This window comes from Bacillus sp. Marseille-P3661, from assembly GCF_900240995.1.
In the GTDB taxonomy this organism is placed as follows: Bacteria; Bacillota; Bacilli; order Bacillales; family Bacillaceae_J; genus OESV01.
Genome location: NZ_LT965955.1, coordinates 221732 through 246445, shown reverse-complemented (window position 1 = coordinate 246445; position 24714 = coordinate 221732). Strand labels below are relative to the sequence as shown.

The following is a 24714-nucleotide window of genomic DNA, read 5'->3' as shown; positions in this document are numbered from 1 at the left end:
GTCGTTTTATTATAACAGCTGACTCCAACATCCTTATTCCGGATTTATCAGCTTCTATTTATTTTCTTTTGTCTAGCTGCATCGCCTAGCCCCTCGGGGTCAAAGACGCACAGGATGTGCTAATACCGGCGTTGCCACAGGACGTGGCGGTTTTAGCCGGTGTAACCTTCCTCCTCGTGAAGTCTAACGACTTCTTCGTCGGAAGAACACGACGCACAGGACGTGCTAGTATCGGCGTTGCAACAGGATGTCGCGGTTTTAGCCGATGCTTGCCTGTCGGGGCTGACCCAGGCTCTTACGCTTTTCTTTCAGCTAACTCAGCTAACGCTTTTTTACCAGCTTCTAATGTTTCAATTATACGGTCAACGTCATAAATGCTACCTCTCCATGTACCACCACTCACAGACTGTAAAGCAGCCCAAAGTCTTGTATCGTCTGGTAGATCTGGATCTGGAGCCATCTCGGGATGGGATTCACGTTCTGCAAGAATGCGCGCTCCCTCTTCAGGGCTATACGTTTCATCTCCAACACCGATAAAGTTAATTGAGCCGTTTAATTCATTTCGATCGACGATCAATTCAACAACGTCACCTGTACGAAGTTTTCCGATTGGGCCACCTGCAAGTCCTTCTGGTCCGATATGACCGAAACAAGCTCCTGTACTTACACCCGAGAAACGAGCATCGGTAATAAGCGACACATATTTTCCGAATGATAAATGCTTTAATGCAGATGTTAGCTGATATGTTTCTTCCATGCCAGTCCCAGATGGTCCACGGCCTATAACTGCCATAATATCGCCTTTTACAATCTCACCTTTTTTAATAGCCTGAATTGCTGCTTTTTCCGTAGTAAATACTTTTACTTGACCTGTATGACGGTAGACGCCATCTTCACCAACAACAGATGGATCAATTGAAGTCGCCTTAATTACAGAGCCTTCTGGCGCAATGTTTCCAGTTGGGAATGCAACTGTTGATGTTAATCCACGTTCTTTCGCACGTTCAACACTCATTATCACTTCTTCCGGATCAATACCATCTGCTTCAATAAGACGTTTCTTAATTTCTGCACGTCTTTCTGATGTTTCCCACCAATCTAATACTTCACCAAGAGTTTGACCTGTCACAGTTAACGCATTTTCACGTAATACACCTAAACCACGAAGTTTAAGCATTACTTCAGGTACACCACCTGCTAAGAAAGCACGGACAGTTGGATGATGTTCCGGACCGTTCGGAAGTACACTAACGATTCTTGGTACTTCACGGTTAACGCGTGTCCAATCTTCAACAGTAGGTATCGTACATTTTGCCGCATAAGCAACCGCAGGTATATGAAGCAATAGGTTTGTTGAACCACCAAACGCAGCATGAAGCACCATTGCATTATGAATTGCATCATCTGTTACGATATCTTTAGTTGTAATCCCTAGCTTTTCCATTTTGATCGCAGCACGAGCTGATGCACGAGCCATTTCTTCCCAAATTGGTTGTCCCGAAGGAGCTAGTGCTGAATGCGGTAATGAAAGTCCTAGCGCTTCTGCTACAACTTGAGCTGTTGCAGCTGTTCCCAGGAATTGACAGCCCCCACCTGGTGTTGCACAAGCACGACAACCAAGGTCAGCTGCATCTTGTAGTGATAATTCATCATTCGCATAACGCGCACCAATCGTTTGGATTTTACCAGCATCTTCGCCGTTTGTAGGTGGTAACGTAACACCACCAGGAACAATGATCGTTGGAAGGTTATGCATAGCAGCTAATGCAATTGTTGTCGCAGGCATTCCTTTATCACAAGTTGCAACCCCAATAACAGCTTTACGAGTAGGCAACGAACGAATAAGACGACGATACACGATTGCAGCATCATTACGATATGGAAACGAATCAAACATACCTGTTGTCCCTTGCGAACGTCCATCACAAGGATCACTTACATAACCCGCAAACGGAATACCACCGCGTTTTTTCACTTCCTCTGCAGCCGCTTTCATTAATAGGCCAACTTCCCAGTGACCACTATGATAGCCTAGCGCAATCGGTTTTCCGTTATCCGCGCGAATACCACCTTGTGTACTTAAGATCAATATTTGCTCGCCATTTAATTCTTCAGGGCTCCAGCCCATTCCAACATTTTGAGTTAATCCAAATAAGTCACCACTCGGTGAGTTTAATAACATTTCAGGAGTTAATGGCAACGAACCAGTTGGTCCAGCCGCATTAGTCTTTACATTATAAATATCTTTGGAAGTATCTCCGAAAATATAATTCAAGTTTTCGCTCATTTCAATTCTCCCTTATCGTTTTATAATATCAAACGCAGTTTTGATAAACTGATAGATAGAAAAATTTATTCAAAAAAACAAAGAATATTTTAAAAAAGTCTCACAACTCTAGTGTATCAGAATTTGTCGAAATTACCATCATTAAATTATGAATGTTATTTTTTATCAAATATCACATTGTTTATTATAGTTGCACTCGATACAAGTTGTTATTTGGGGTATAATATAATGTAGAAAAAATGAGCTTTCACCATATATCCGACCTATCATTTGATAGAGTTGGAAAAAATGTTGAAGACGTACTATATTTAAATTAAAATTTTTGTAGATTCAAGTTGAAAGTGAGTGTTTTTTTATGGGACGTAAGTGGAATAATATTAAAGAAAAAAAAGCGTCAAAGGATGCAAATACTAGTCGTATTTATGCAAAGTTCGGGCGCGAAATTTACGTAGTAGCTAAGCAAGGTGAACCAGATCCTGAATTAAACCAAGCTTTAAGGGTTGTACTTGAGCGTGCCAAAACCTACAATGTGCCAAAAGCTATTATCGATCGCGCAATCGAAAAAGCAAAAGGCGGTTCTGAAGAAAACTATGACGAACTACGTTATGAAGGTTTCGGACCAAATGGATCGATGGTAATTGTTGACGCATTAACAAATAACGTAAATCGCACAGCATCTGAAGTTCGTGCTGCATTTGGTAAAAACGGCGGAAACATGGGCGTAAGTGGATCTGTAGCCTATATGTTTGATCAAGTAGCTGTAATTGGTATTGAGGGTAAAAATGAAGAAGAAGTACTAGAACTATTAATGGAAGCCGATATTGATGTTCGTGATATCGCTGAAGAAGATGAAAGTGTAATTGTTTACGCTGAGCCAGATCAATTTCATGCTGTACAAGAAGCTTTCAAAAACAGCGGCATAACAGAATTTACAGTAGCAGAAATAACAATGATGCCCCAAAACGAAGTTACTCTCGAAGAAGATGCACTAGCAAAATTTGAAAAATTGATCGATGTACTAGAAGACTTAGAAGATGTTCAACAAGTTTATCACAATGTAGATTTAGGCGAATAATAGTCCAAAACTACAATTGGTAAACTTTTATTACCTGTTAGTAATCCGTTATGGAAGTTAGACATAAAAGAAACAAAAGCAGCCCTATTATTGCAAATGGGCTGCTTTTTAAAAATATTTTTTCAATGTATTCTATTTTCTCTTAAAATCCGTTACTATTAATGTATATTCAACAAAATTGTAACCTTAAATAAATCACCATCGATTTCAATATCCATGTTACCTTCATGTAAATCGATGATAGACTTCGCAATCGCTAACCCAAGACCTGAGCCTTCAGTATGTCGGGAAGTATCTCCACGCTTAAATCGTTCAAACATTTCATCTATGTTATCGCCTAATTCATATTTTGTTACATTTTTAAAAGTTATTTCAGCTTGATTATCCACCAATTTTATCGCAATATACACCCTTGTATTTTCTAATGAATACTTGAGAATATTACCGATTAAATTATCAAATACTCGCCATAGCTTTTGTCCATCAACAACTGCGTATAATGGATTTTCAGGTGTTGTGACTCGAAAGATTAACGTTGAATGCTCAATTGTTTCATCATACTCTGCTAATGACTGCTGCAACAATTGGACAAGATCCACTTTCTCTTTTGTAAGCTCGATGTTTCCGCTTGCCATTTTAGTAGCCTCAAAAAGGTCGTCAATAAGCACCTTTAACCTTTTCGACTTACGATCAATTATTTCAACATAAGAATCACGTTCATCTGGTGCTAGATCTGAACTTTTCAGCAGCTCTGTATAAGTAATAATTGAAGTTAACGGCGTACGTAGATCATGACTAACATTTGTAATTAACTCAGTTTTTAATCTTTCACTTTTAGCTTGTGCTTTCTGAGAAATTTTGACACCATGCTTTAATGTATTAATATTTTCTGCCAACTTTGCCAACACCGACTTTCCGGTAATCGGTAAGTCAGGTTCAAAATTGCCTTTTGCCAGTTCACTAGCATTATAGATAATTCGATTAAAATAACCAATTCGCTTGATTAACAAAATAATAACCGGAAAGCCAATCACCAAAAACACCGGAATATAAATAAGCATAAACACAGGTTCAACAACAATCACGGCTGCCCCTAGACCAAAAGCAAACACAACTGATAGCAACAGAAATAGTTGCGTACCAACACGCCTATTTAAAAACATAGCAGCTAGTTCTTCACGGAAACGATAAACTAGACTGGTTTTCCATTCAGATTTTATATTTGACGATCCTTTTAATCTAACATACAAATATTGCCCTTGGATAAAAGTAATTATTACAAATATAGAAGTAACCATCACATTTGATAAAGTCGTGGTTAATAAGAAATATACATTATCATATAAATAGATTTCACTACTAATAACCAAAGAAAATAACATAATAAAACCACTTATCAAAAATACAATGACGCCGACATCAATCGGAATTTGATTATAAAAGTTTTGCCATTTATCAAATTTCACCGCTTGAACAATTTTCATTTTCTTCATCAAGTAAAGACTTACTGCAAACGCCGTTAAACCTATTGCTACATAAATAAAGAATATCATCTGTTTTTGTTGAAAATCATAATACTCTTGCAGCACAGATTGAGCTACAGCTGCAGATTGCGGTATCACGATTTGCCCTTCATACGTGGATGCTGTTAAATCATGTATTAAATTACCAACGTTATCGTCTCTAAAATAATGATAGCGGTCATACGTTGATAAATACCCCTCCGAACTTGAATAGGATTTCTTATATGCAATTTTATCTGTATTTAATACATCTTCAACCTTTTTACCTGCCGCTATATTTAAGTTGGTATAAACTTTACCTGTAGTTGTATCTTTTAAATAATATTGAAAGGAGCCTTTATATCTATTAAATTCATTACGATTTTTCTCTAATTCTTTATAATGCTCGTCAACTTGCCCTTCTTTTTCTTTAATTATTTTTTCACGAACATACTCATCGCTTTTAAAGTTATTCGTAATATCGGCAATCTTAGCATCTCTTTCAGCAATAAAAATATCTGCTATGTCCTTTCTATTTGTCGCCTGCGCGTCTTGAATTTTGTGCTCATATTGATTTTGGATGCTAGCGATTTGTTCCGATAAGTCGCCATAACGATAGCGGTGCTCTTCAATATCATCTGACGTAACTGTTAGAACTTTTTTCACTTCTTCTTTCGGGATATAACTTAATTCAAACATACTTAAATAATCAATAAACTGATTTAGCTCATTCTCAAATTGATCTGTATGAAAATAGTCTCTATTAACGTAAGTCTCAATTTTATTTACACCTAAGAACACTGCGATTAATCCAAATGTAAAAAGTGCTAACCAACCAGCAATCTTTAATTTATTTTTCCATTTTATAGCCAATTCCCCACACAACCTTTAAATATCTTGGATTTTTTGGATCAATTTCGATTTTTTCGCGGATTTTCCTGATATGAACAGCAACTGTATTTTCAGCGTTATAGCTCGGTTCTTTCCAAACTCGCTCATAAATATCATTAATTGAAAAGACTCGACCAGCATTTGTCATTAATAATTCCACGATTTTATATTCAATCGGCGTTAGCTTTACAGGCGTACCATCCACACTGACTTCCTTTGCGCTTTGGTCTAACGATAACCCTTTAAGATCAATTACTTTCTCAACACCTTCATATGTACCCAGCGTCACGTACCTTCTTAACTGTGATTTTACACGAGCAATTAGCTCCATTGGATTAAAGGGTTTTGTTACGTAATCATCAGCACCAACCTGAAGACCCAATATTTTATCAGTGCCCTCACTTTTGGCACTAAGCATTATAATAGGAATATTCTTTTCTTCCCGAATCTTAAACGTAGTGGCGATCCCATCCATTCGTGGCATCATGATATCTAATATAATTAAATGAATAGTATGCTCATGCAGCTTTTCAATTGCCTCTATACCATCTTTTGCTTTTAATACCGTTATACCTTCTGCTTTTAAATAAATTTCAATTACATCTCGAATTTCCTTTTCATCATCAACTACCAATACAGAATAATCATTCATCGATACTCTCACACTCCTTTCTGCAGTATAGCACGGCTATGGTCATGCGTTGTAAAATCTTTCGTTTCCCTGTTCCAACAACTAGAGTATAGGACATAAATCTTAAATTTCACTTCGCAAAAATCTTAAGAATTTCTTAAGTTCATTAATTTCAGTATGACTTCCATGCGTTAATGATAAATGGTATATTATATAACAAATGATGTAAAAACAATTAACAAACAAATTTTCATGAAAGAGGAGACTGAATATGAAATCATACGATGTTTTGTCTAATTTACAAAATGTGACTCCTTATTTTCAACCGATTATCAATGCGGATCAATTGTCTGTAATAGGCTACGAAGTATTAGGCAGAGTGAATAAAGATGGTAACACGATCAATTTGGGGCCTTTTTTTCACGATCCAAACATTCCAATTGAATCTAAAAATATTGTAGATAACTATTTACAAAGACAAGCACTAGAATATACCTCGAACTTAGGAAACTATCCAAAGCTATTTTTTAACCGCAACCCGAACGCACTATTACTAGATGAAGGCGAAAAACTCTATTCAATGTTATTAGAATTCAGTGACCGCGGTTTTCCTCTTCACCACATTGTTCTTGAAATCACTGAGCATGATTACAATGGCAATATTTCAGAAATAAAAAAAGTCTTAACTAAATTTACAGATATAGGTGTTCAAATTGCGATCGACGATGTCGGTACAGGTGCCAACAATTTAGATCGGATCGCAATTTTAGAACCAAGCATTTTAAAGGTTGATATCAACTCTATAAAAGAAGGAGAAATCTCTCCTTCTTACGACGGTATTATCTATTCCCTATCATTACTTGCGAGAAAAATTGGAGCGAGTTTATTATTTGAGGGAATTGAAGATTATTTTCAGTTTAACTACGCGTGGAAAAATGGCGGCCGTTTTTATCAAGGCTACAAAATTGGCTATCCTGACAAGCTACCATCCGAGCAGTTTACAAAATCTAAGTTTGAGAAAAAGTTGCTTAGCTTCATCGAAGAACAAAAGCAAGCTTTATTTGACCAACATTATCTTTCCGTGACTTTAAATAATAGAGTAAAAACTTTAATTGAGTCGACCGCCAATAATTCCGATTTCAATCATCGGCTATTGGAAATCGCAAATGAATTAACCGATCTTTCAATGCGCCTTTATATTTGCGATTCAAGCGGTTATCAAAAAACCGCTAATATCGTAAAAAGTTCTACTAACTCTTGGACTCTTGATCCAGATTATAAAAATAAAAACTGGAGCTGGCGCCCTTATTTTTTAGAAGGCATTACACGGATGACCATCGAACAAAAGGGCATCTTATCCGATGTCTACAATGATGTTGAAACAAACCAACCAATGCGGACATTTTCATACCCACTAGAGGAATCTTATTATTTATTCATCGATATACCACTTTCTTTCTTAAATGTAGATTCTTCACTTCCTAAAATAGGTTAAACTTTGTTTAGCCTATTTTAGTAGACGTTTAAAAAGCTACCTTATAAGAAAACTTACCACCTATATCCCAGTGAGTTCTTTCAAATCCTGCACTATATCACAAAAAAACCTTTCTAAAGGACTAAGCCTTTAGAAAGGTTTTTTGCTAAATTAGAATTTTACTTGATAGCGATTTAATTCCCATTCTGTCACTGCCATACGATAACTTTCCCATTCTTTATCCTTAAGCGCCACATATTCGTTGTACGCATGCTCACCAAGTACCTCGCGACCAATGGTACCTTCTTTAAGCTCAGCAATCGCTTCACCTAAAGTTGTTGGTAAATTTTCAATACCACGGTTTGTACGTTCAGACTCTGACATACTGAAAATGTCATCAACAATTTCAGCCGGGACTTCTAAGGCACTAGTTACACCAGCTAATCCCGCTGCCGCAATTGCTGCATATGCAAAATATGGATTCGCTGATGGATCTGGGCAACGAATTTCCACTCGAGTTGCTATGCCACGCTTTGCAGGAATCCGAATAAGTGCAGAGCGGTTTGATGCTGACCATGCAATATAGCAAGGAGCTTCATATCCAGGAACTAAACGCTTATAAGAGTTTACTAGAGGATTTGTTATAGCTGCAAAAGATTTCACGTTATCTAATAACCCAGCAATAAATTGATATGCAGTTTCTGATAATTGTCTTGGATCATTTTCATCAAAGAATGCGTTCGACCCTTTTTCATTATTAAATAATGAGATATTTACATGCATGCCACTTCCGTTTGAACCAAAAATTGGCTTAGGCATAAATGTCGCATGCAATCCGAATTGTCTTGCAATGGTTTTTACAACCCACTTGTATGTTGTCGCAAGATCAGCAGCGGTTAATGCATTGTCATACTTAAAGTTAATTTCATGTTGTCCTTCGGCAACTTCGTGGTGTGACGCTTCAATGGTAAAGCCCATTTTCTTTAGTGCACGATAAATTTCTAGACGAACCCTTTCACCATAATCCCTCGGGGAAGTTTCAAAGTAACCACCAAGGTCTTGTGTTTCTTGGATTGGCAGACCATTTTCATCGGCTTTAAACAGAAAGAACTCAAGCTCCGGGCCTACATTAATTGAGTAGCCTTTTTCAGCCGCTTTATCAATAGTTTTTTTCATAATATTACGCGGGTCACCTTCAAAAAGTGTGCCGTCCGGGTTTGTAATGCTACAAATAAATCTGCCTTCAGAATAATTTGGTTCAACAGACCATGGTAAAACTGCGAATGTATTTAAGTCAGGCAGTAGGTACAAATCTGATTTATTAATTGGTGAAAAGCCAGCAACAGAAGAACCATCGAACATAATTTTTCCATCTACCACATCATCAAGTTGCTCAACTGTAACTGTTACATGTTTTAATACTCCCTCTATATCAACAAATTGTAAATGCAATAGCTCAACATTACTCTTTTTAATTTCCTCTTTAATAGTTTCTAACGTAGTCCCAACTGTTAATGTACTCATTTATAAAAATCCCCTTCCGATTAAATTATTTGTCGTTGATATAAAGTTAACACATACGGCATAATTTGTAACATAATATGTTAGATTTTCTAACATTGTTTTTCGGAAGTGATTTTTAATAAAAATTAACGACAGGACATTAATACTTTACAGCAATTATACAAAGTGACAATGAAGGAGTTTGAGTACACTCATATGGTTTAAAACTCTAGATTTGCTGGTATGATGGGCTGCATAATTTACCGTTAGTGTTAGCGAGAACAGGTGAGCTCTTCTTTGTGATTATCCGTTAGGATTGAATTATTTATGTAAACTATACAGAATATCAGATTACGATAGGGGTTAGTCTTTCAATTTTGCAAAAAGGGCAAAGTGTCACTCTTACTTTTATTAGACTTATTAATAAAGCAGTGCCCTTCGTTACTTTTTCTTGTGCTAACATAAAAAGTACTACCTTGAAACAAACGGATTATCTGTCACCCAATAGCGCCAAGGATATTCTTTCGCTTCACCGCTATTGTCAATGCCAATCCGAGGGCCAGCTGAAATCACTTCCGGTTCAAATCCTTCCGCTATAAATAACGGCTGCTCAAACAAGGGGCGCCCATAGTCATTTTTATCAATACCAAGTGCTTTTGTTAATTTACCTGGTCCAGATGTAAGCTCTGTTTCTTTTTTCAAATGACCACGGCGATTATACATGAGCTCAATCCCGATATGCGGCTGAACAGCTCTTATTAAAATAGCTTCCGGTTGCCCCGCCTGCCCACTTACTACATTTACAAGACTATGGGTATGCATTTGATAAACATAAGCATAGCCAGGTGGACCAAACATAACCTCTGTTCTTTTAGTCCGGCGATTATTAAAACTATGCGCAGCACGGTCGCTTGGCCCTTTATACGCCTCCGTTTCAACTATCCAGCCAGAAGCAATCCCCTCTACAGTTTCCTTTACTAGTAATTTTCCAAGTAACATACGTGCCAGTTCGAGTGTTGGTAGCTTATAAAAGTGGGAATCCAACGGTTTCAATGACATTCTTGCACCTCACAAAACACTGTTATATTTTAGCTTTACATAAAAACACATCATACAATACACAAAACATTATCATTAACATATATTTAGCCCTGCTCTAAACTTTTAATGCATATAGGTGAAAAACTTCAAGTTACTACTACCGAAACATTAATAGGTGAACTGACACGTGCTGCCTATTGATTACCTCCAGCATACAATCGATGGCATTCATTACATATTCGCTATACCCTCATGTAGTTAATTTTAAAAAGGCCTAAGAACCAGAAAAACACATGGCTACAAAAACTAACAGGTTTACTTCAGAGGTGCAAACATTGTAAAACACATAGGAAAGCGCACTTGAATTCACACTATAATTCACAGTGCGTTTTTTACTGATTTATAAACATGTTGGCGAATTTTAATAACTAATCGTCTCCTAATTCAAATAGTAAATCACAGGGTATGAAATAAATATTGGAGGGTGCTTGATTTTGAGATTTAGTATGTAGATTATAATTGAGTAACCAGAGTTAGTAATAATAAGCGGAGATTTTTCGGTTAAACAGCAGGATAGAGCTTGGTTTGNGTAAATCACAGGGTATGAAATAAATATTGGAGGGTGCTTGATTTTGAGATTTAGTATGTAGATTATAATTGAGTAACCAGAGTTAGTAATAATAAGCGGAGATTTTTCGGTTAAACAGCAGGATAGAGCTTGGTTTGAGGTATATAAGCGGAGATTTTCCGATTAAGCAAAGCAAAGGTACCCATTTTTACGTTTTTCGAGTAAATAGGCGGAATCTTTCCGTCTATTTAAGCTATTTTCAGTGCCATTTCCTAATTAAGCGAAATTTCTCCGCTTATATATCAAACTCGCTTTAGCATCTAATGAAATTGGACAACTTACGGGTGGTTTCGGGGAAAAATGAAAAGTAAAAAGGGCTTAGAGATATTGCATCTCTAAGCCTTTTTACTGTGAAGTTTATGTGATTTGCTATTTGATTCGGTCTGCTATTTACCGTTTTGCACCTCACAAGTAAACCCGTTACTACAAAAACGCCATGTGTTTTTACATCAATAAGACTTACTTTACAAAAAGCCCCGCTCTATTAATATTCCATTTCAAATGGTTCGCTTAGAATTTCGATTTCCGGATTATTTTTTGCTGCTTCTAATAATCCTTCAGATATCCAAATTTCCCCAACTTCGAGTGTGTTTTTGATGCGAACAATTTTAACATTTTCTTTATCAAAAGTGTTGCATGTTTTAACGCCAGCTTTAACAGCTAATTCATTTGTTTCCATAAACATCGGTACTTTCACAACATCCGTAACCGTACTTGTTAAACCATTTGCGAACCCTTGTACATAGTCGATTTGATCGAACAGCTTTTTCGTAATGATGTCTGCAAGACCAATTCCGTTCGCATTTCCGTGAGTAACCTTTGTTAAATCAAGCACTACGATTCGCTTTACATCAGGGCCTCCGCTCGCGTATGGTGTCGCATATCGTCCAATAATGTTTGGATCCATGCCGTCACCAGAAATATCTTTACCCATTTCATCAACAACAAGTACATCGATATTTTCAAACATAATACGAGCCATTAAGCCTTTTGCTTCCTGCAGTAACGCTGGTTCTTCTTCTGGAATTCTCTCAACCGGAAGAGCTACAATTTTCGCAACATGATCATATGCATTTTCGATTGAACCTAAACCAAATATAACTGGAGCCTTTTTCATTACGATGTTAGCAATTTCCTCAACATGTTTTGCCATGTAGCCAAAACCATATTGATGAGCTGCGTCTGCTCCTTTTTGTTTACCTAAACCAATTGTCATCATTTTCATTAAGCCGCTTTCGTACTTTCCACGGAAAGCAGTATGTGCTTTTATACGGTTGATCACGATGATCTTATCTGCTTCATAGGCATATTTATCAACGTAACATGGTACACCATTATCTAATTCGCCAACTTTAACAACCTCCATCGTTGCTCGAATAGGTGCGCCAATAAACTCTTCTGTTACGCCCATATGCTCCAATACACCTTTTTGTCCTTCAGCTGTAGCACCGCCATGACTTCCCATTGCAGGAAAAACGAACGGCTCTCCACCAACTGACTTTACAGCATTGACAACTTCACGTGCTAAAACATTAATTTTTGCAACACCACGACTACCTACTGCAATTGCAACCTTGTCGCCTTTTTCAATTCGGCTCAAAACACCCGCTTCATTGATCACCTTATGAACCTCTGCAGCTACATCCTCTACTTCAGGTGCATAAAAGTTTTGTTTAACTTTAACCATTTTAGGTAGCTTTACATCATCTAGTAATTTATTGATTACATCCATACCTGCTAAACTCAATTTACATCCCTCGTTTCTTCGAACTCCAGTATTTATAAAAACACTCCATCTTTAAAGATAGAAATCTCTTTATATCCGTTTTTCTCATTATTTGTATAGCTTTCACCTGATGCTACATTTATTACATATTGTAAAAATTCATATCGCAGCTGCTCCATCGGTTTCCCTTCAACTAATTGCCCTGCATTAAAGTCAATCCAGCTTTTCTTTTTCTCAGCAAGAGCTGTGTTAGACGAGATCTTGACAGTTGGAACAGGCCCTCCAAACGGTGTGCCTCTTCCCGTTGTAAATAGTACAATATGTGCGCCTGATGCTGCTAATGAAGTAACAGATACCAGGTCATTACCAGGGCCTTGTAAAAGATTTAAGCCTGGTTTGGTGGCAATTCCACCATAATCATGAACATCCTGAACAGCACTTGTTCCACCTTTTTGGACACAGCCTAGTGACTTTTCTTCAAGCGTTGTTATTCCACCTTTTTTATTACCTGGTGAAGGGTTCTCATATACAGGTTGATCATGCTTTATAAAGTAATCTTTAAAATCATTTACTAAATTGACAATTTGGTTGAAAGTTTGCTCATCTTTAGCCCGTTCCATTAAAATTGTTTCTGCACCAAACATTTCAGGAACTTCAGTTAAAACCGTTGTTCCACCGGCAGCAATTAAATCATCTGAAAAAGCTCCAACTAAAGGGTTGGCTGTAATTCCTGATAACCCATCAGAGCCTCCACATTTTAAGCCTACTTTTAATTTTGAAAGTGGAACAGGTTGTCTTTTAAATTGACTTGCATAGTTAACTAACTCTTCGATTACATCTATTCCTTCTTCAAGCTCATCATCAACAGCTTGTACACTTAAAAATTTAACACGATTTTCATCATATTCACCAAGTACTTCTTTAAATACTGGAATATGGTTATTTTCACAGCCAAGACCTAGCACTAACACACCTGCAGCATTAGGGTGCTGCACCAAATTTCTTAATATTTTTTGTGTATTATGAAGATCGTCGCCTAACTGTGAACATCCAAATGGATGCGGAAAGTGATAGACCCCGTCAATATTTTGGTCACTAAATTCTTTTGTTGCCATCTTTGCTAACAGTTCAGCTGTTTTATTAATACAGCCGACTGTATTGATGATCCAAATTTCATTGCGAATGCCAACATCGCCATTACTTCTAACATAGCCGTTAAACGTTAATTCATTCACGGGTAATAGTTGTTCATGTTTTGTCATCTTTTGGTTAAACGTATAATCAAGTTTACCTTTAAGGTTAGTTTTTACATTATGAGTATGAATCCATTCACCCGCAGTTATTTCCCGGGTAGCATGTCCAATCGGGAAACCATATTTAATAACATCCTCATCTACTGCAATATTTTTAAGAGCTATTTTATGCCCGTATTCAATATCCTCTTTTAATTGAAGTGATGAACCATTTACCTCAATAATTTCACCTTGTTTAAAGCTTTGTAAAGCAATGATTACTGAGTCATTATGGTGTATTTGAATATATGAATTTTTCATTAATAATCACCTTTAGATTTTGTCTTTACATTCAATTTTAACATGAGGATTTGCGAACAAAAATAGCGTATAATTGCAAAAACATACCTTATTTTGATATTGTTAATACAAAACATCAACCAAAACGGTGATAAAAATGAAACCCATTCGGAAACAATTTGATCCTAATAGTTCTTTTCCGCTGCAAATAGTCTATAAAGATACAAAAAGAATTCAAGATGAACTTCCCTATCATTTTCATGATTGGTACGAACTTATCTTTGTTCATCGCGGAAAGGGGACATCCTTTATCGACCAATCTGTTCGAAAAATGGAGGGTGGAAATGTCTTTGTGATTCCGGGAAATACAATTCATCGTGTTATTCCTGATGAGAAAACTCCCGCTACATCTACAGCCATTTACTTTAATCCATTGCTCATTACCAACCGATTTCTCGGTGATACTTTTTCTTATTTGCAAATTTTTGAGGAAAGTCTTCGATCGAAATCGTATAAATATATCTTGCAAAAAGATCAGCAAAGACACATCAATACGCTTTTAGATCAAATCTATTTTGAGTTAACTAATAAAGAAATGGGTTATCGCCATGCCGCCTTAACACATGTTCAGTTATTACTATTATTCTTAAGTCGAACAATGATTAAAAACCCCGAACAAAATTCACAGTCTACCCATTTGGGGCCATCTTGGATGAAAGATATTCTCGAATATTTAGAACAGCATTTTACAGACAAAATAACTTTAGAAATGCTATCAAGTCATAGCAATGTAAGCATTGCACATTTAAGCCGTGTCTTTAAAGAAACGACCGGATTAAATATATCAGAATATATTACAACAAAACGCATATTAAAAGCGAAAGAGCTACTGTTGCGTACAAACGATAAAATCGCAGCTATTGCCGAGCAGTGTGGATTTGAAAGTATGCCCCACTTCCATCGTACGTTTAAAAAATATATTGGTCATACGCCTGCCGATTATCGAAAAAATGCGAATTATAATAAACTAAAAAGTTAAAGAATATCTTTAAGTAACAAGTCCATCCCCGATTAACGTATGATTTTAATATATCAGTAATTTTCAAAATATAGCAACTAATTTTAGCACTATAATTTTTGCTCATGGGCTTAGAAAAAGAGTAGCTTTAGACTACTCTTTAAATATATTATTTTTGGCTAAAAGTAATTTTTAACCCTATGAGTGTAAACAATGAGCCTTGAATAATATTCATCTTTTTAGTTATTGATGCATTTTTGCGTAGAAAATAACCTACTTTTCCAGCAAAGATGCTTATTAAAGTGAAAATTACTAATGCTTGGACTAGAAATAGGATTCCATAGATAAGCATTTGTATAGAAACATTACCATACTCATAATTGATGAACTGCGGAAAGAATGCCAAGAAAAACAAAGAAACTTTTGGATTTAATAGATTCATTATGATTCCTTTTTTGTATAAAGATTTGTACTCTAAAGAATCCTCGTTGTTAAGGTTTAAACTCGATTCTTTTTCTTTAAATGACTTAAATGCTAAGAATAACAAGTATGCTGCTCCTGCATATTTCACTACTGTAAAAGCAAAAGCTGACTGATAAATCACTGCTGAAATTCCGATGGTCGCAGCAGAAATATGTACTAATAATCCTGTGCAAAGCCCCAGAGTAGTAAAAATTCCTGCATTTTTCCCATTTGCTATACTCTGTGTCAAGGTGAACAAGTTATCTGGCCCAGGCATAAGGGTAAGAACTATTGCAGCACCTAAAAAAGATATTATAGACAGAAAGTCCACATCTATCACCCCAATTTTTTAAGGATAGTTCTATTACTAAAATTAAGGCTTAGAATCTTATTTCTCTAAGCCCTTTTAATGCGTTGTTTCACTCTGTTTTCCATAATAAGCGGCCGTATAATCATTTATTAATTTATTAATGGATTCTTTAGTATATTTTAATGTCCCACTTTCATGCTCACTAAATAAAGGTAAAGCGGTAAGCTTTGCTGCATATTCATGCGGCGTTTCAGTAGACAATCTAGGATAGCCTTGCTTTCGACCCCATTTTGATAGTTTATAAAACTCCCAATAAGCATCATTTTCATAATAAAAGGAGAAGTTCCTTGCCACTGCTCTAAACCCTTTATTAAATAGTCTTTTTAACCAACCGAATAAACTAAACGATTTTGATCTTTTTATGAATTTCCGACGCTGATTAACTCTCTGTGGTAAAGATCTTTTTTTCAATCCTTTTAGTAAAAACCATAAGCCAAGTAATATACCTGCACCCGCTACAACAGTTAAAATTTCAAAAAGAGGGAGACTAACCTGAGGTATTTCCTCTTTTCCTTCTACCATCGATGGAGCCATTCCAGGTTCCATCTCAAGCGGGCCCCCGCTATCTGGCGTTGGAAAAAGTGACATAATCCACAGCAGCACCGATTGAATAATACTCCCAACCTTTAAAAGGATATTCCAGGCGGCCAATAATGTTGAGGTAACTACTGAATGTACACCTGGTAATAGCAATAAAAAGCCCGAGGCTATAATAATTAGAAATACACTAGCTACCGCATATGGAAGCCAACCGACATTCCCTACTTTCCTAATTTCAACATCTTCTTCACCATCATTGGAAGTTTCATCAGGATATAAAGTTAACACCATGCCTGCTAAACTTAAAATAATCGCCACAAAGAAATAAATATGAAGATTTACAGTTAGCACTGGATTTGCTTGAAAAAACAATACAAGAAATATATAAATAAAAATATTTCCTTCAAAACGAATTAGCATATTGATTCGTTTCGGTTCCTTATTTAAAAAATAAAGACTTCTTAAAAACAGATGAAATGCGACTGCACAAACAGTTAGTTCATAGGCTAGGCCGCCGTGAGGTGCGACTTGATTCCAAAGAAAATATATATACATAAAAAACACAATCAATATGGAACTATACTGAACATAAAAATTACGGATGAACGTCCTTGTAATAAGGTACAAGAAAACGGCCAAAATTGTTGGAACAATAAATAGTATCATTAAAGGGGAAGTTTCAACTTCCCATTCCAGCTTACTCCAGACGATAAGCGCAAAGTAAAGCCAAATCATTTCACAATAAAGTGTAATGCTATATTTTAAAATATATTTTCCGCTCATTCCTTTGATCCCTTTCATTCTACTAGACTGTCATGACGGATTGCAGATGTCTCCCTTTAGATCCTAGTTGTACAGCTAACGAACTCTCGTTCAAATATAAAACTAAAATAGGCTTATTGTTATGCTGTTTCACATAATTTAGATGGTCCTGTCTTACGCTGCTGCAAAAAATAAATAGAGGAGCCTCTGCCGAGAGCATGGATAACAGCTTATTTTTAGTGGCGCTAACTGCGGTTACACTTGCCATTTTCTCTAAAAAAGCAGTAATACTTGCACTATGGCCTGAATAAGCAATGCCTTGATTTTTATGATTTACACCATTGATACCATATTGCAGCTTTACCCCTTGGTTATCATAAGCTACTGCCATTGATGCTATAACAGATAAAAACCATTCAAACTCCTGTTTTTTCTCAGGGACATTAAATCCTTGCACATCGATGTAAAATATTAAATTTTTAGGCAGCATACGTTCATATTCTGAAATTTGCAGCTTTCCTGTTCTTGCTGTTGCTTGCCAATTAATTCTTTTCCATTCATCGCCATGTTGGTACTCACGTACACCACGGATTAATAATGGGTCCTCATGAATACCACCTTTTCTTCCATCTGCACCCCACTGAGAAACAAGAGCAAGGCTAGGGACTTTCACAGGCACTAGCTTTGGATATACATAAAGCTCTGCTCCATATCCTAAAATCTCTTTTTCTACTTCTGTAAAACGAAAGCCATCTCCTGAACGCAGCACTATTGTCTGCCCTAATGCATATACTCCACGTTGTTCAGCTAAAATATCAATATCCCACTCTACTTTTTGATACCATAAAAGCCATAATATTCTCATAACATACCGGTCACGAGCTTGCTCCCATTTCAAACCATTTGTCTTATTCAACTCAACTTCAAGCCAAACTAACGGCAACCATTTATTATTTGAAACTGCTGCTAGCAATCGTGTTGATTCACCTGCAAAGATATGACTTTTTTCTAAATGGATTGTAGAGTCTACTTTTTGCAGCGACTTCTTCTTCCACCATATTAAAAGAACATATAAAATAATTAAAAACACTGAAAGAATGATATATGGCGAAACTTGAAACCAAATTGATAAAATTAGGAAAACAAGCATCCCCCAGACAGCATAGCGTTCAAACAATAAACTTGTTTTTTGAGGTACTCGGGATTCGTCTTCTTCATCCAGGTGCCCTGCCTCTTGAGGCTGGTCACGCTTTTCTGTTTCATTTACCTGTTTAGTCTCACCTGTCATATTCACTTGGTTGTACTTTTTTGTTAATCTTGCTTTACCGCTTAGTTTCGATTGTGTTTCTTTGTTCATCTCTTCTGGGACTACTGTTTTGTCAGCCTTCCTCGAATGTTCCTCTTTCTCAGTTTCAATCATGGTAACGGCCTACTTTTTCTTTGGGAATTTCAGTTTTATTAACAATTTCCGTTAAAATATCAACGCCTGTTTTTCCAGTTAAGCGAACTTCTGATTTTAATACAAGACGGTGACCCCAAACATATGGAAGTAAATCTTTTACATCATCTGGTAATACATAACTTCTTCCATTTAACAATGCCCATACTTTAATCGTTTTATATAGTGCTTTAGTGCCCCGCGGGCTAACGCCCACAGACACAAGTGAATGATTCCTAGTTTCGTTTGCTAATGCCACGATATATTGAACAATTTCAGACCGAACCGTAACTTGTTCACTTTCCGTTTGCAATACCTTGATATCAGCAGGAGAAAGAATTTCTTCAAGCTGCTCAAATGGCAGTGCATCTCCAACTTTTTCAATCATTTCCACTTCCTCTTCAAGAGATAAATAGCCAAATTGAATGTTCATTAAAAAACGATCTAATTGCGCTTCTGGCAGTGGAAAAGTACCTTCCATTTCAATTGGATTTTGTGTTGCAATAATAAAAAATGGCTCTTGCAGTTGGAGCGTTCGACCCTCTATAGAAATTTGCCTTTCTTCCATACTTTCTAGAAAACTAGATTGTGTACGTGGCAGTGCACGGTTAATTTCATCAACTAGCACAATTTGATTAAAAATTGGGCCCCGTTTAAACTCAAATTCCGACTTTTGAGGATGAAACACAGTTGTTCCAATCACATCAGAAGGCAATAAGTCTGGTGTGCATTGAATTCTGGTAAAGGTACAATCGATAACACGCGAAAAGGCTTTTGCCATAACTGTTTTTCCCAGTCCAGGAAGATCTTCAAGCAATACATGACCTTTCGCTATTAATGCAGTAAACAAAAGCTTTGTTTCCTTACTTCGGCCGATAATTACCTTTGAAAGTTCATCGTTAACTAGTTTTATTGGTTGATTCACCTGCATTGCCTCCTATTTGTTTACATTACAGAATTTTCACTTTTCTAAAAATTAAAAGTCGTTACAAGAATTTTACCATACAATGAATCACACATATAAATTTTAATACTAGCACTCTATTAGATTATTTAATCTAACTTTACATAAGGATTTATGCTTGCCTAGAATACTGCTGATGTTCCAGCTGCAAATTCGATAACACCTCATCTAAAAGTATGAATATAGTATCAAAAAGGTCTGAAAGGAGAATTTAAATGTGCAGTGAAGTGATCATCCCCGGTGATCAAAATGTACGTATTTCAGCGCGAACTATGGACTGGGAAAGTAATCTACATTCTGCTTTTCAGGTCATTCCACGTGGTAAGAAGTTTATTAGTTTTGTTAGTGCCAAAAATAACCTATTACCTGTAGAAGGGATGAGTTGGACTGGCAAGTATGGATTTATTGGAATAAATGTATATGGCTTGCCTTTATATTTTGATGGATTGAACGAGAAAGGACTTTCTGCAGCGATTTTATGGTTAGAAGAAAGCGAATTTCAAAATCCTTCACCGAATAAAAATGTAAACATATCTTTTGTTTACCTTTTACAGTATATTTTAAGTATGTGCAGCACAGTGGATGAAGTTAAGGCCGTTATTAACCAGTTCACAATTACTGGACTTCATATTGGTGAACTTGGCATTACCCATGGCATTCACCTGGCAATCCATGATAAAGACGGAAAAAGCCTTGTAATTGAAGGTGAAAAAGGTGTTATTAAAGTTTATGACAACGATAACGGCGTGTTAACAAACTCACCTTTTTTTCCATGGCATTTAACAAACCTACGCAATTATGCAAATTTAACAGCAACCAATGTCCCACAATCAAACAGTTGGGTTCCGCTTGGCAATGGCAGCGGCATGCTTGGGATGCCTGGAGATTCAACGCCACCCTCACGTTTTGTTCGTTTATCATTATTAAGAAAATACTCTAAGATTTATAATACTGCCGAAGCTGGGATTCAACAAGCTATTCACCTAATCAATCGGGTTACATTGGTTAATGGCGAAATTGATAATTCTCTTAACCATTCAACCAAAAATGATTACACACAATGGGAAGTATTCAGGGATCATATTAACTTAAAATACTATTTTCGTACAAACGAAAATCAATCTATCCGCATACTAGATTTAAATAAGATCGATTTTAATAAGCACTACCATCCGTCTATACTGCTAACAGCTGGAAAATTTGGTGAGGATGTTAGCGATCGTTTAGTATAATTTAATAATTACTTTGAGCTCGAATTCAAGACGACATTCGGGCTCACTTTTGTTTTATACTCATTTTATAAATTCAACTGAGCTACCTTAAAATTTTTTTTATTGAAATCGCTCAATAAAAAGGATTTCTGCCAAATTCATCAAAGTATTAAGAAGAGAATTTAAATTTTAATGGGAGCGATACAGATGCAAAAAAAGTCAGCTTTTTTAGGCATAGCAGGTGGTTTTATCACCATTTTGCTTTGGCTACTCTTTGCCTTTATTAACCCTTATAACACTCCATCCATCGAGCCAATATTTAATACTTTTTTCATGCTAGTGCTGCCTGCATGCCTAGCGGTATACGCGTCAACCAAACTTAGTAATAGAATGATGATTATTGCTTTTTTATGGTCTCTACCCTTGAATTTATACATGATTGCAACTCCAGGAATATTTGCTTATTTCGGTATCTCTAGTGCATTATATCTTATAAGCATCCTACTATCTCTTTTTAATAAACAATCAAGCTAATATTAGGAGGGCATTATGAAACTTACTTGGCTCATCTTGTCTCTAATACCCGCACCATTTTTATTTCACTTGTACGAATATGGACAATACTTAAAACGCGAAGACACTACATTCTTATTATTAGGCTCTCTGTTATTTGTTGCGACTGCCGGAATCATATCTGCTCAAATTAAAACTAGATACGTTATTGCAGTAAATTTTGTTACGTTTTTATTATCACTCATATTAGCTATGTTGTTTATTCCGAATGATAGTAGTTGGTTTAAGCCCTTTGGCAGAGATGCAGCTGTTGCAATGACTGCAATTGTATTTTTAATTGGACAGTTGCTTTTAAAAACAATGGCTAAAGCCATTTTTTTTAGAAAACAATCCTTATAAAAGGAATGAGGTGTACCGACTTTTTCGATACACCTCATAGCTTAATTATTTTTCCTCTTGCTGTTTATCTTTTCCTTTAGCTTGTTCACGTTTTTGTTCTGCTGCCTTTTTTGCTTGCTCACGCTGTTGCTCCGCTATTCTTTTAGCTTCTTCACGTTGTTGTTCAGCTACTCTTTTAGCTTCTTCGCGTTGTTGCTCCGCTATTCTTTTAGCTTCTTCGCGTTGTTGTTTTTCTACTTCTCTATTTTCTTCTCGTTCCTGTTTCACTGTTTCATTAGTAGCTTCAGTAGTTTCCTTTTCTACTTCATTGTTAACTTCTTCAACATCTTTTTCTTCTTCATCTTCAATTTTTTCAATTTTGTTAATTAGTTCTACTTCAAGTTTAGCAGTTTCTTTAGCTGCTTCTACTTCCGAAATCTGACCGATCTCAACTTTATATTCAATCTCAGTCATTTTTTCTGCGAATTTTAATTCAGCCTCTTCCATCTTCTTAATCTTCTTCTCAAGTTTTGCAAACGATTTTTGGATATTCTTCATAATTGCTGCTTGTGCCTTTGGATTATCGATCTTTGCTAATACCATTAATAAAGCATCAATGTTATTAGCTAGTTTGTGTTCTATTTCTCCTATTGTTTCATCTGTTTGTTCTTCTTCAGTTGACTCAACTTCTGTATCTGTTTCTGTTCCATCTACTTCTTCAACTGTTTCAGATGCTACTTCTGTTGGTTCTACTTCCTCAGTGGTCGCCGTTTCTGTTGCCTCTACTTCTGATGCTGTTTCTTCTACTACCTCTTCTGTTTCTACTTCATTACTTGGTAATAATTCACTAGCAAGCTCTTGAATTGAAATTGCATCCTTAAGCAGTTGTTCCGCTTTTTCTACCTTTCCTTGTGCTATGAGCGCATTTGCTTCAGCAATTCGTTCAGCTGCATAATTAGCTAATAACTGTGCTTCTTTATATTCATCAAATGTTACTGCAAGGCGGATTTTTTCAGCCACCATTTTTACAAAGTAAAAGAAATCTCCAGGTATTAATGATGGAGAATCTAATTCTTCTAATTCAAATTCAATTTGTTCTTCCCCCGTTACATTACTTTCAATAGATTGCTGAGAAGTTGTATCGTTCCCCTCATTTTCTTGTATGCTCTCATTTTCAGTTTGCACTGAACTAGTTTCTACAGTCTCTACTACAGCTGTTTCGCTGTCAGTTTCATTGGCGAAAACAGCTCCTGTACCCATTGTAAGAACTAAAGTTGAACTTAATAAACCGTTTACTACTACTTTTGTTAATTTTTTGTATGCCATAATGATTAATTCCTCCTCTGTTGTGTTCAATAGAATTTTCGTCGCAGAAAAATAGATTATGTCGGTTGTTTAGAAAAATATTTTTAAAACCGAAAGAGGAACTTAAATTTCTCTTACAAAAATAAGGGCTTTGTAAATAAAAAAAAGCACATGACCATTAAGGTTGTGCTTTTAATTTAAATAAAATTAGTTTGGTCTTAATACAACAAATTTCTTTACTCGATTGCCCGGTTTGCTAGCATTGAAATGACAGCATCATCCATCGGAGGGTTGTGCAGACCTGCTCTTACATCACGATAATATCGTTGTAAAGGGCTAGAGGTATACAAACTTTGTGCCCCGGTAATTCGCATCGCTTTATCAACCACAGAAATTGCAGTATTTGTAGCAATATGTTTAACGGCCCCGAGTTCTGCATGAAATCCATGGCGATTTTCAACGTCATGATCCCATTTTTCAGCAATAGAATATAAAAAGTAACGAGCATTCATTAATTCAAGCTCCATACTTCCAATAAGCTGGCGGATATTAGGCAATTCGCTTATTGATCCCCTAATGCTGTTTGGTTTGTAGCTTGTTGCATACTGAATGGCATAGTCCCTAGCGGCAATAGCCACTCCAAGATAACAAGCAGGAATATGCAACATCCAACCGCTTGCTTTACGTTTAGAATTCTCATCTAACTTTTGAACAAGTGCCTCTTCAGATAAAATAACATTATCTAAAATTAAATCATGACTGCCTGTACCGCGCATTGCCATCGTATCCCAAGTTTCCTCAATTTGTAATCCCTTTGTATCTCGCGGAACTAAAAATTGAGCAACATAATTTTCATCTACCGTTGCCACTACAATAAAATAATCAAGAGCCGGGGACATTGTCGTAAATGTCTTTGTTCCATTTAAAACCCAATGGTCCCCTTGTTTAGTAGCAGTTGTTAACGGCTTTCCACCCCGTGTTGGACTTCCCGTTGCCTTTTCTGAAACAGCACTATTGATTAACGTACCTTTTTCTACTATCTCCATGCAAAGTTGCTGAAATGTTGCTTCCTTCCATGGCTGTTTATCGGCCAAGTCCATAACGATGCCGAGATGCCAGCCTATTGAAAGTGCCGTTGAGGCATCTCCTTGGGCCAAACGTTCTTGAAATAGCACAAGATCATACAATGAAATGCCTTCTCCACCATATTTGTGGGGCACTGTTAGTTTCGTATAACCGTTTTTTTTAAGCAGTTCGATATTTTCGAACGGAAACGTAGCATTTTTATCTATCTCATCAGCATGCTTTGAAAACTGATCTGCAAGTTCACTTATTTTAGCGAAAATCTGTTGCTGCTGCTCAGTTTTCACAAATGTCTGTTGTATTGATGACACCATACTTCTCTCCCTTTATTTTATAGTTACATTTTTCCACAATACTATTAATTAATTATATAGTATATA

General features: G+C 36.4%; 19 protein-coding genes. 5 read left to right on the top strand and 14 right to left on the bottom strand.

The window, feature by feature from the left end; genetic code table 11:
- Window positions 1–295: 295 nt before the first annotated feature.
- On the bottom strand, window positions 296–2287 hold the full coding sequence (locus C1724_RS18125; RefSeq protein WP_102348163.1) for a YjhG/YagF family D-xylonate dehydratase: 1992 nt from the start codon (window positions 2285–2287) through the stop codon (window positions 296–298).
- Between the two features lie 355 nt (window positions 2288–2642).
- On the opposite strand from C1724_RS18125, the gene C1724_RS18120 reads away from it, so the two are divergent.
- Window positions 2643–3362: a YebC/PmpR family DNA-binding transcriptional regulator gene (locus C1724_RS18120; RefSeq protein WP_102348162.1), complete on the top strand. Its 720-nt coding sequence runs from the start codon at window positions 2643–2645 to the stop codon at window positions 3360–3362.
- A gap of 158 nt (window positions 3363–3520) precedes the next feature.
- On the opposite strand, the gene C1724_RS18115 is transcribed toward C1724_RS18120, so the two are convergent.
- Both C1724_RS18115 and C1724_RS18110 read right to left on the bottom strand, forming a co-directional pair.
- Window positions 3521–5737 carry a HAMP domain-containing sensor histidine kinase gene (locus C1724_RS18115; protein WP_102348161.1) on the bottom strand — a complete coding sequence of 739 codons (2217 nt, stop codon included), beginning with the start codon at window positions 5735–5737 and terminating at the stop codon, window positions 3521–3523.
- Window positions 5715–6407: a response regulator transcription factor gene (locus C1724_RS18110; RefSeq protein ID WP_102348160.1), complete on the bottom strand. Its 693-nt coding sequence runs from the start codon at window positions 6405–6407 to the stop codon at window positions 5715–5717. The genes C1724_RS18115 and C1724_RS18110 overlap by 23 nt, the downstream gene beginning before the upstream one ends.
- Before the next feature lie 250 nt (window positions 6408–6657).
- Between C1724_RS18110 and C1724_RS18105 the strand changes: the two genes are divergently transcribed.
- Window positions 6658–7881 (top strand): EAL domain-containing protein, encoded by a 1224-nt coding sequence (locus tag C1724_RS18105; RefSeq protein WP_102348159.1) that lies wholly within the window; start codon window positions 6658–6660, stop codon window positions 7879–7881.
- A 150-nt stretch (window positions 7882–8031) separates the two neighbouring features.
- On the opposite strand, the gene glnA is transcribed toward C1724_RS18105, so the two are convergent.
- The 4 genes from glnA to C1724_RS18085 all read right to left on the bottom strand — a co-directional run bounded on the left by glnA (window position 8032) and on the right by C1724_RS18085 (window position 14311).
- A complete protein-coding gene (gene glnA / locus C1724_RS18100; RefSeq protein ID WP_102348158.1) occupies window positions 8032–9384 on the bottom strand; it encodes a type I glutamate--ammonia ligase in 1353 nt (450 codons plus the stop codon).
- 450 nt (window positions 9385–9834) lie between these two features.
- The gene (locus C1724_RS18095; RefSeq protein WP_102348157.1) at window positions 9835–10422 is read right to left on the bottom strand and encodes a DNA-3-methyladenine glycosylase; all 588 of its coding nucleotides are present in this window, start codon (window positions 10420–10422) and stop codon (window positions 9835–9837) included.
- Window positions 10423–11516: 1094 nt separating this feature from the next.
- On the bottom strand, window positions 11517–12764 hold the full coding sequence (locus C1724_RS18090; RefSeq protein WP_102348367.1) for a lactate racemase domain-containing protein: 1248 nt from the start codon (window positions 12762–12764) through the stop codon (window positions 11517–11519).
- A gap of 47 nt (window positions 12765–12811) precedes the next feature.
- Complete coding sequence (locus C1724_RS18085; protein WP_102348156.1) at window positions 12812–14311, bottom strand: UxaA family hydrolase; 1500 nt, start codon at window positions 14309–14311, stop codon at window positions 12812–12814.
- Between the two features lie 136 nt (window positions 14312–14447).
- Between C1724_RS18085 and C1724_RS18080 the strand changes: the two genes are divergently transcribed.
- Window positions 14448–15329 carry an AraC family transcriptional regulator gene (locus C1724_RS18080; RefSeq protein WP_102348155.1) on the top strand — a complete coding sequence of 294 codons (882 nt, stop codon included), beginning with the start codon at window positions 14448–14450 and terminating at the stop codon, window positions 15327–15329.
- Between the two features lie 148 nt (window positions 15330–15477).
- On the opposite strand, the gene C1724_RS18075 is transcribed toward C1724_RS18080, so the two are convergent.
- The 4 genes from C1724_RS18075 to C1724_RS18060 form a co-directional block, all read right to left on the bottom strand.
- Window positions 15478–16101: a LysE family translocator gene (locus tag C1724_RS18075; RefSeq protein WP_102348154.1), complete on the bottom strand. Its 624-nt coding sequence runs from the start codon at window positions 16099–16101 to the stop codon at window positions 15478–15480.
- 75 nt (window positions 16102–16176) lie between these two features.
- Window positions 16177–17463, bottom strand: a complete 1287-nt coding sequence (locus tag C1724_RS18070) for a hypothetical protein (protein ID WP_142386573.1) — start codon at window positions 17461–17463, stop codon at window positions 16177–16179.
- A gap of 22 nt (window positions 17464–17485) precedes the next feature.
- Window positions 17486–18862 carry a DUF58 domain-containing protein gene (locus C1724_RS18065; RefSeq protein WP_102348152.1) on the bottom strand — a complete coding sequence of 459 codons (1377 nt, stop codon included), beginning with the start codon at window positions 18860–18862 and terminating at the stop codon, window positions 17486–17488.
- Window positions 18855–19805: an AAA family ATPase gene (locus C1724_RS18060; RefSeq protein WP_374703473.1), complete on the bottom strand. Its 951-nt coding sequence runs from the start codon at window positions 19803–19805 to the stop codon at window positions 18855–18857. The genes C1724_RS18065 and C1724_RS18060 overlap by 8 nt, the downstream gene beginning before the upstream one ends.
- 254 nt (window positions 19806–20059) lie before the next feature.
- On the opposite strand from C1724_RS18060, the gene C1724_RS18055 reads away from it, so the two are divergent.
- The gene (locus tag C1724_RS18055; protein ID WP_102348150.1) at window positions 20060–21076 is read left to right on the top strand and encodes a linear amide C-N hydrolase; all 1017 of its coding nucleotides are present in this window, start codon (window positions 20060–20062) and stop codon (window positions 21074–21076) included.
- Between the two features lie 269 nt (window positions 21077–21345).
- Here the strand turns inward: C1724_RS18055 and C1724_RS25725 are convergent, their stop codons facing one another.
- Window positions 21346–21492: a hypothetical protein gene (locus C1724_RS25725; protein WP_180994325.1), complete on the bottom strand. Its 147-nt coding sequence runs from the start codon at window positions 21490–21492 to the stop codon at window positions 21346–21348.
- Window positions 21493–21604: 112 nt separating this feature from the next.
- Between C1724_RS25725 and C1724_RS18045 the strand changes: the two genes are divergently transcribed.
- Window positions 21605–21967 carry a hypothetical protein gene (locus C1724_RS18045; protein WP_102348148.1) on the top strand — a complete coding sequence of 121 codons (363 nt, stop codon included), beginning with the start codon at window positions 21605–21607 and terminating at the stop codon, window positions 21965–21967.
- Window positions 21968–22012: 45 nt separating this feature from the next.
- On the opposite strand, the gene C1724_RS18040 is transcribed toward C1724_RS18045, so the two are convergent.
- Both C1724_RS18040 and C1724_RS18035 read right to left on the bottom strand, forming a co-directional pair.
- Window positions 22013–23272 (bottom strand): DUF5667 domain-containing protein, encoded by a 1260-nt coding sequence (locus C1724_RS18040; RefSeq protein ID WP_102348147.1) that lies wholly within the window; start codon window positions 23270–23272, stop codon window positions 22013–22015.
- A 215-nt stretch (window positions 23273–23487) separates the two neighbouring features.
- Complete coding sequence (locus tag C1724_RS18035) at window positions 23488–24636, bottom strand: acyl-CoA dehydrogenase family protein (protein ID WP_102348366.1); 1149 nt, start codon at window positions 24634–24636, stop codon at window positions 23488–23490.
- Window positions 24637–24714: the final 78 nt, after the last annotated feature.

Bases quoted from the DNA above. Each gene is read 5' to 3' on its own strand.
- C1724_RS18125 (WP_102348163.1), bottom strand. From the start codon at position 2,287: ATGAGCGAAAACTTGAATTATATTTTCGGAGATACTTCCAAAGATATT.
- C1724_RS18120 (WP_102348162.1), top strand. From the start codon at position 2,643: ATGGGACGTAAGTGGAATAATATTAAAGAAAAAAAAGCGTCAAAGGAT.
- C1724_RS18110 (WP_102348160.1), bottom strand. From the start codon at position 6,407: ATGAATGATTATTCTGTATTGGTAGTTGATGATGAAAAGGAAATTCGA.
- C1724_RS18105 (WP_102348159.1), top strand. From the start codon at position 6,658: ATGAAATCATACGATGTTTTGTCTAATTTACAAAATGTGACTCCTTAT.
- glnA (WP_102348158.1), bottom strand. From the start codon at position 9,384: ATGAGTACATTAACAGTTGGGACTACGTTAGAAACTATTAAAGAGGAA.
- C1724_RS18095 (WP_102348157.1), bottom strand. From the start codon at position 10,422: ATGTCATTGAAACCGTTGGATTCCCACTTTTATAAGCTACCAACACTC.
- C1724_RS18090 (WP_102348367.1), bottom strand. From the start codon at position 12,764: ATGGATGTAATCAATAAATTACTAGATGATGTAAAGCTACCTAAAATG.
- C1724_RS18085 (WP_102348156.1), bottom strand. From the start codon at position 14,311: ATGAAAAATTCATATATTCAAATACACCATAATGACTCAGTAATCATT.
- C1724_RS18080 (WP_102348155.1), top strand. From the start codon at position 14,448: ATGAAACCCATTCGGAAACAATTTGATCCTAATAGTTCTTTTCCGCTG.
- C1724_RS18070 (WP_142386573.1), bottom strand. From the start codon at position 17,463: ATGAGCGGAAAATATATTTTAAAATATAGCATTACACTTTATTGTGAA.
- C1724_RS18065 (WP_102348152.1), bottom strand. From the start codon at position 18,862: ATGATTGAAACTGAGAAAGAGGAACATTCGAGGAAGGCTGACAAAACA.
- C1724_RS18055 (WP_102348150.1), top strand. From the start codon at position 20,060: ATGTGCAGTGAAGTGATCATCCCCGGTGATCAAAATGTACGTATTTCA.
- C1724_RS25725 (WP_180994325.1), bottom strand. From the start codon at position 21,492: ATGTATAAATTCAAGGGTAGAGACCATAAAAAAGCAATAATCATCATT.
- C1724_RS18045 (WP_102348148.1), top strand. From the start codon at position 21,605: ATGAAACTTACTTGGCTCATCTTGTCTCTAATACCCGCACCATTTTTA.
- C1724_RS18040 (WP_102348147.1), bottom strand. From the start codon at position 23,272: ATGGCATACAAAAAATTAACAAAAGTAGTAGTAAACGGTTTATTAAGT.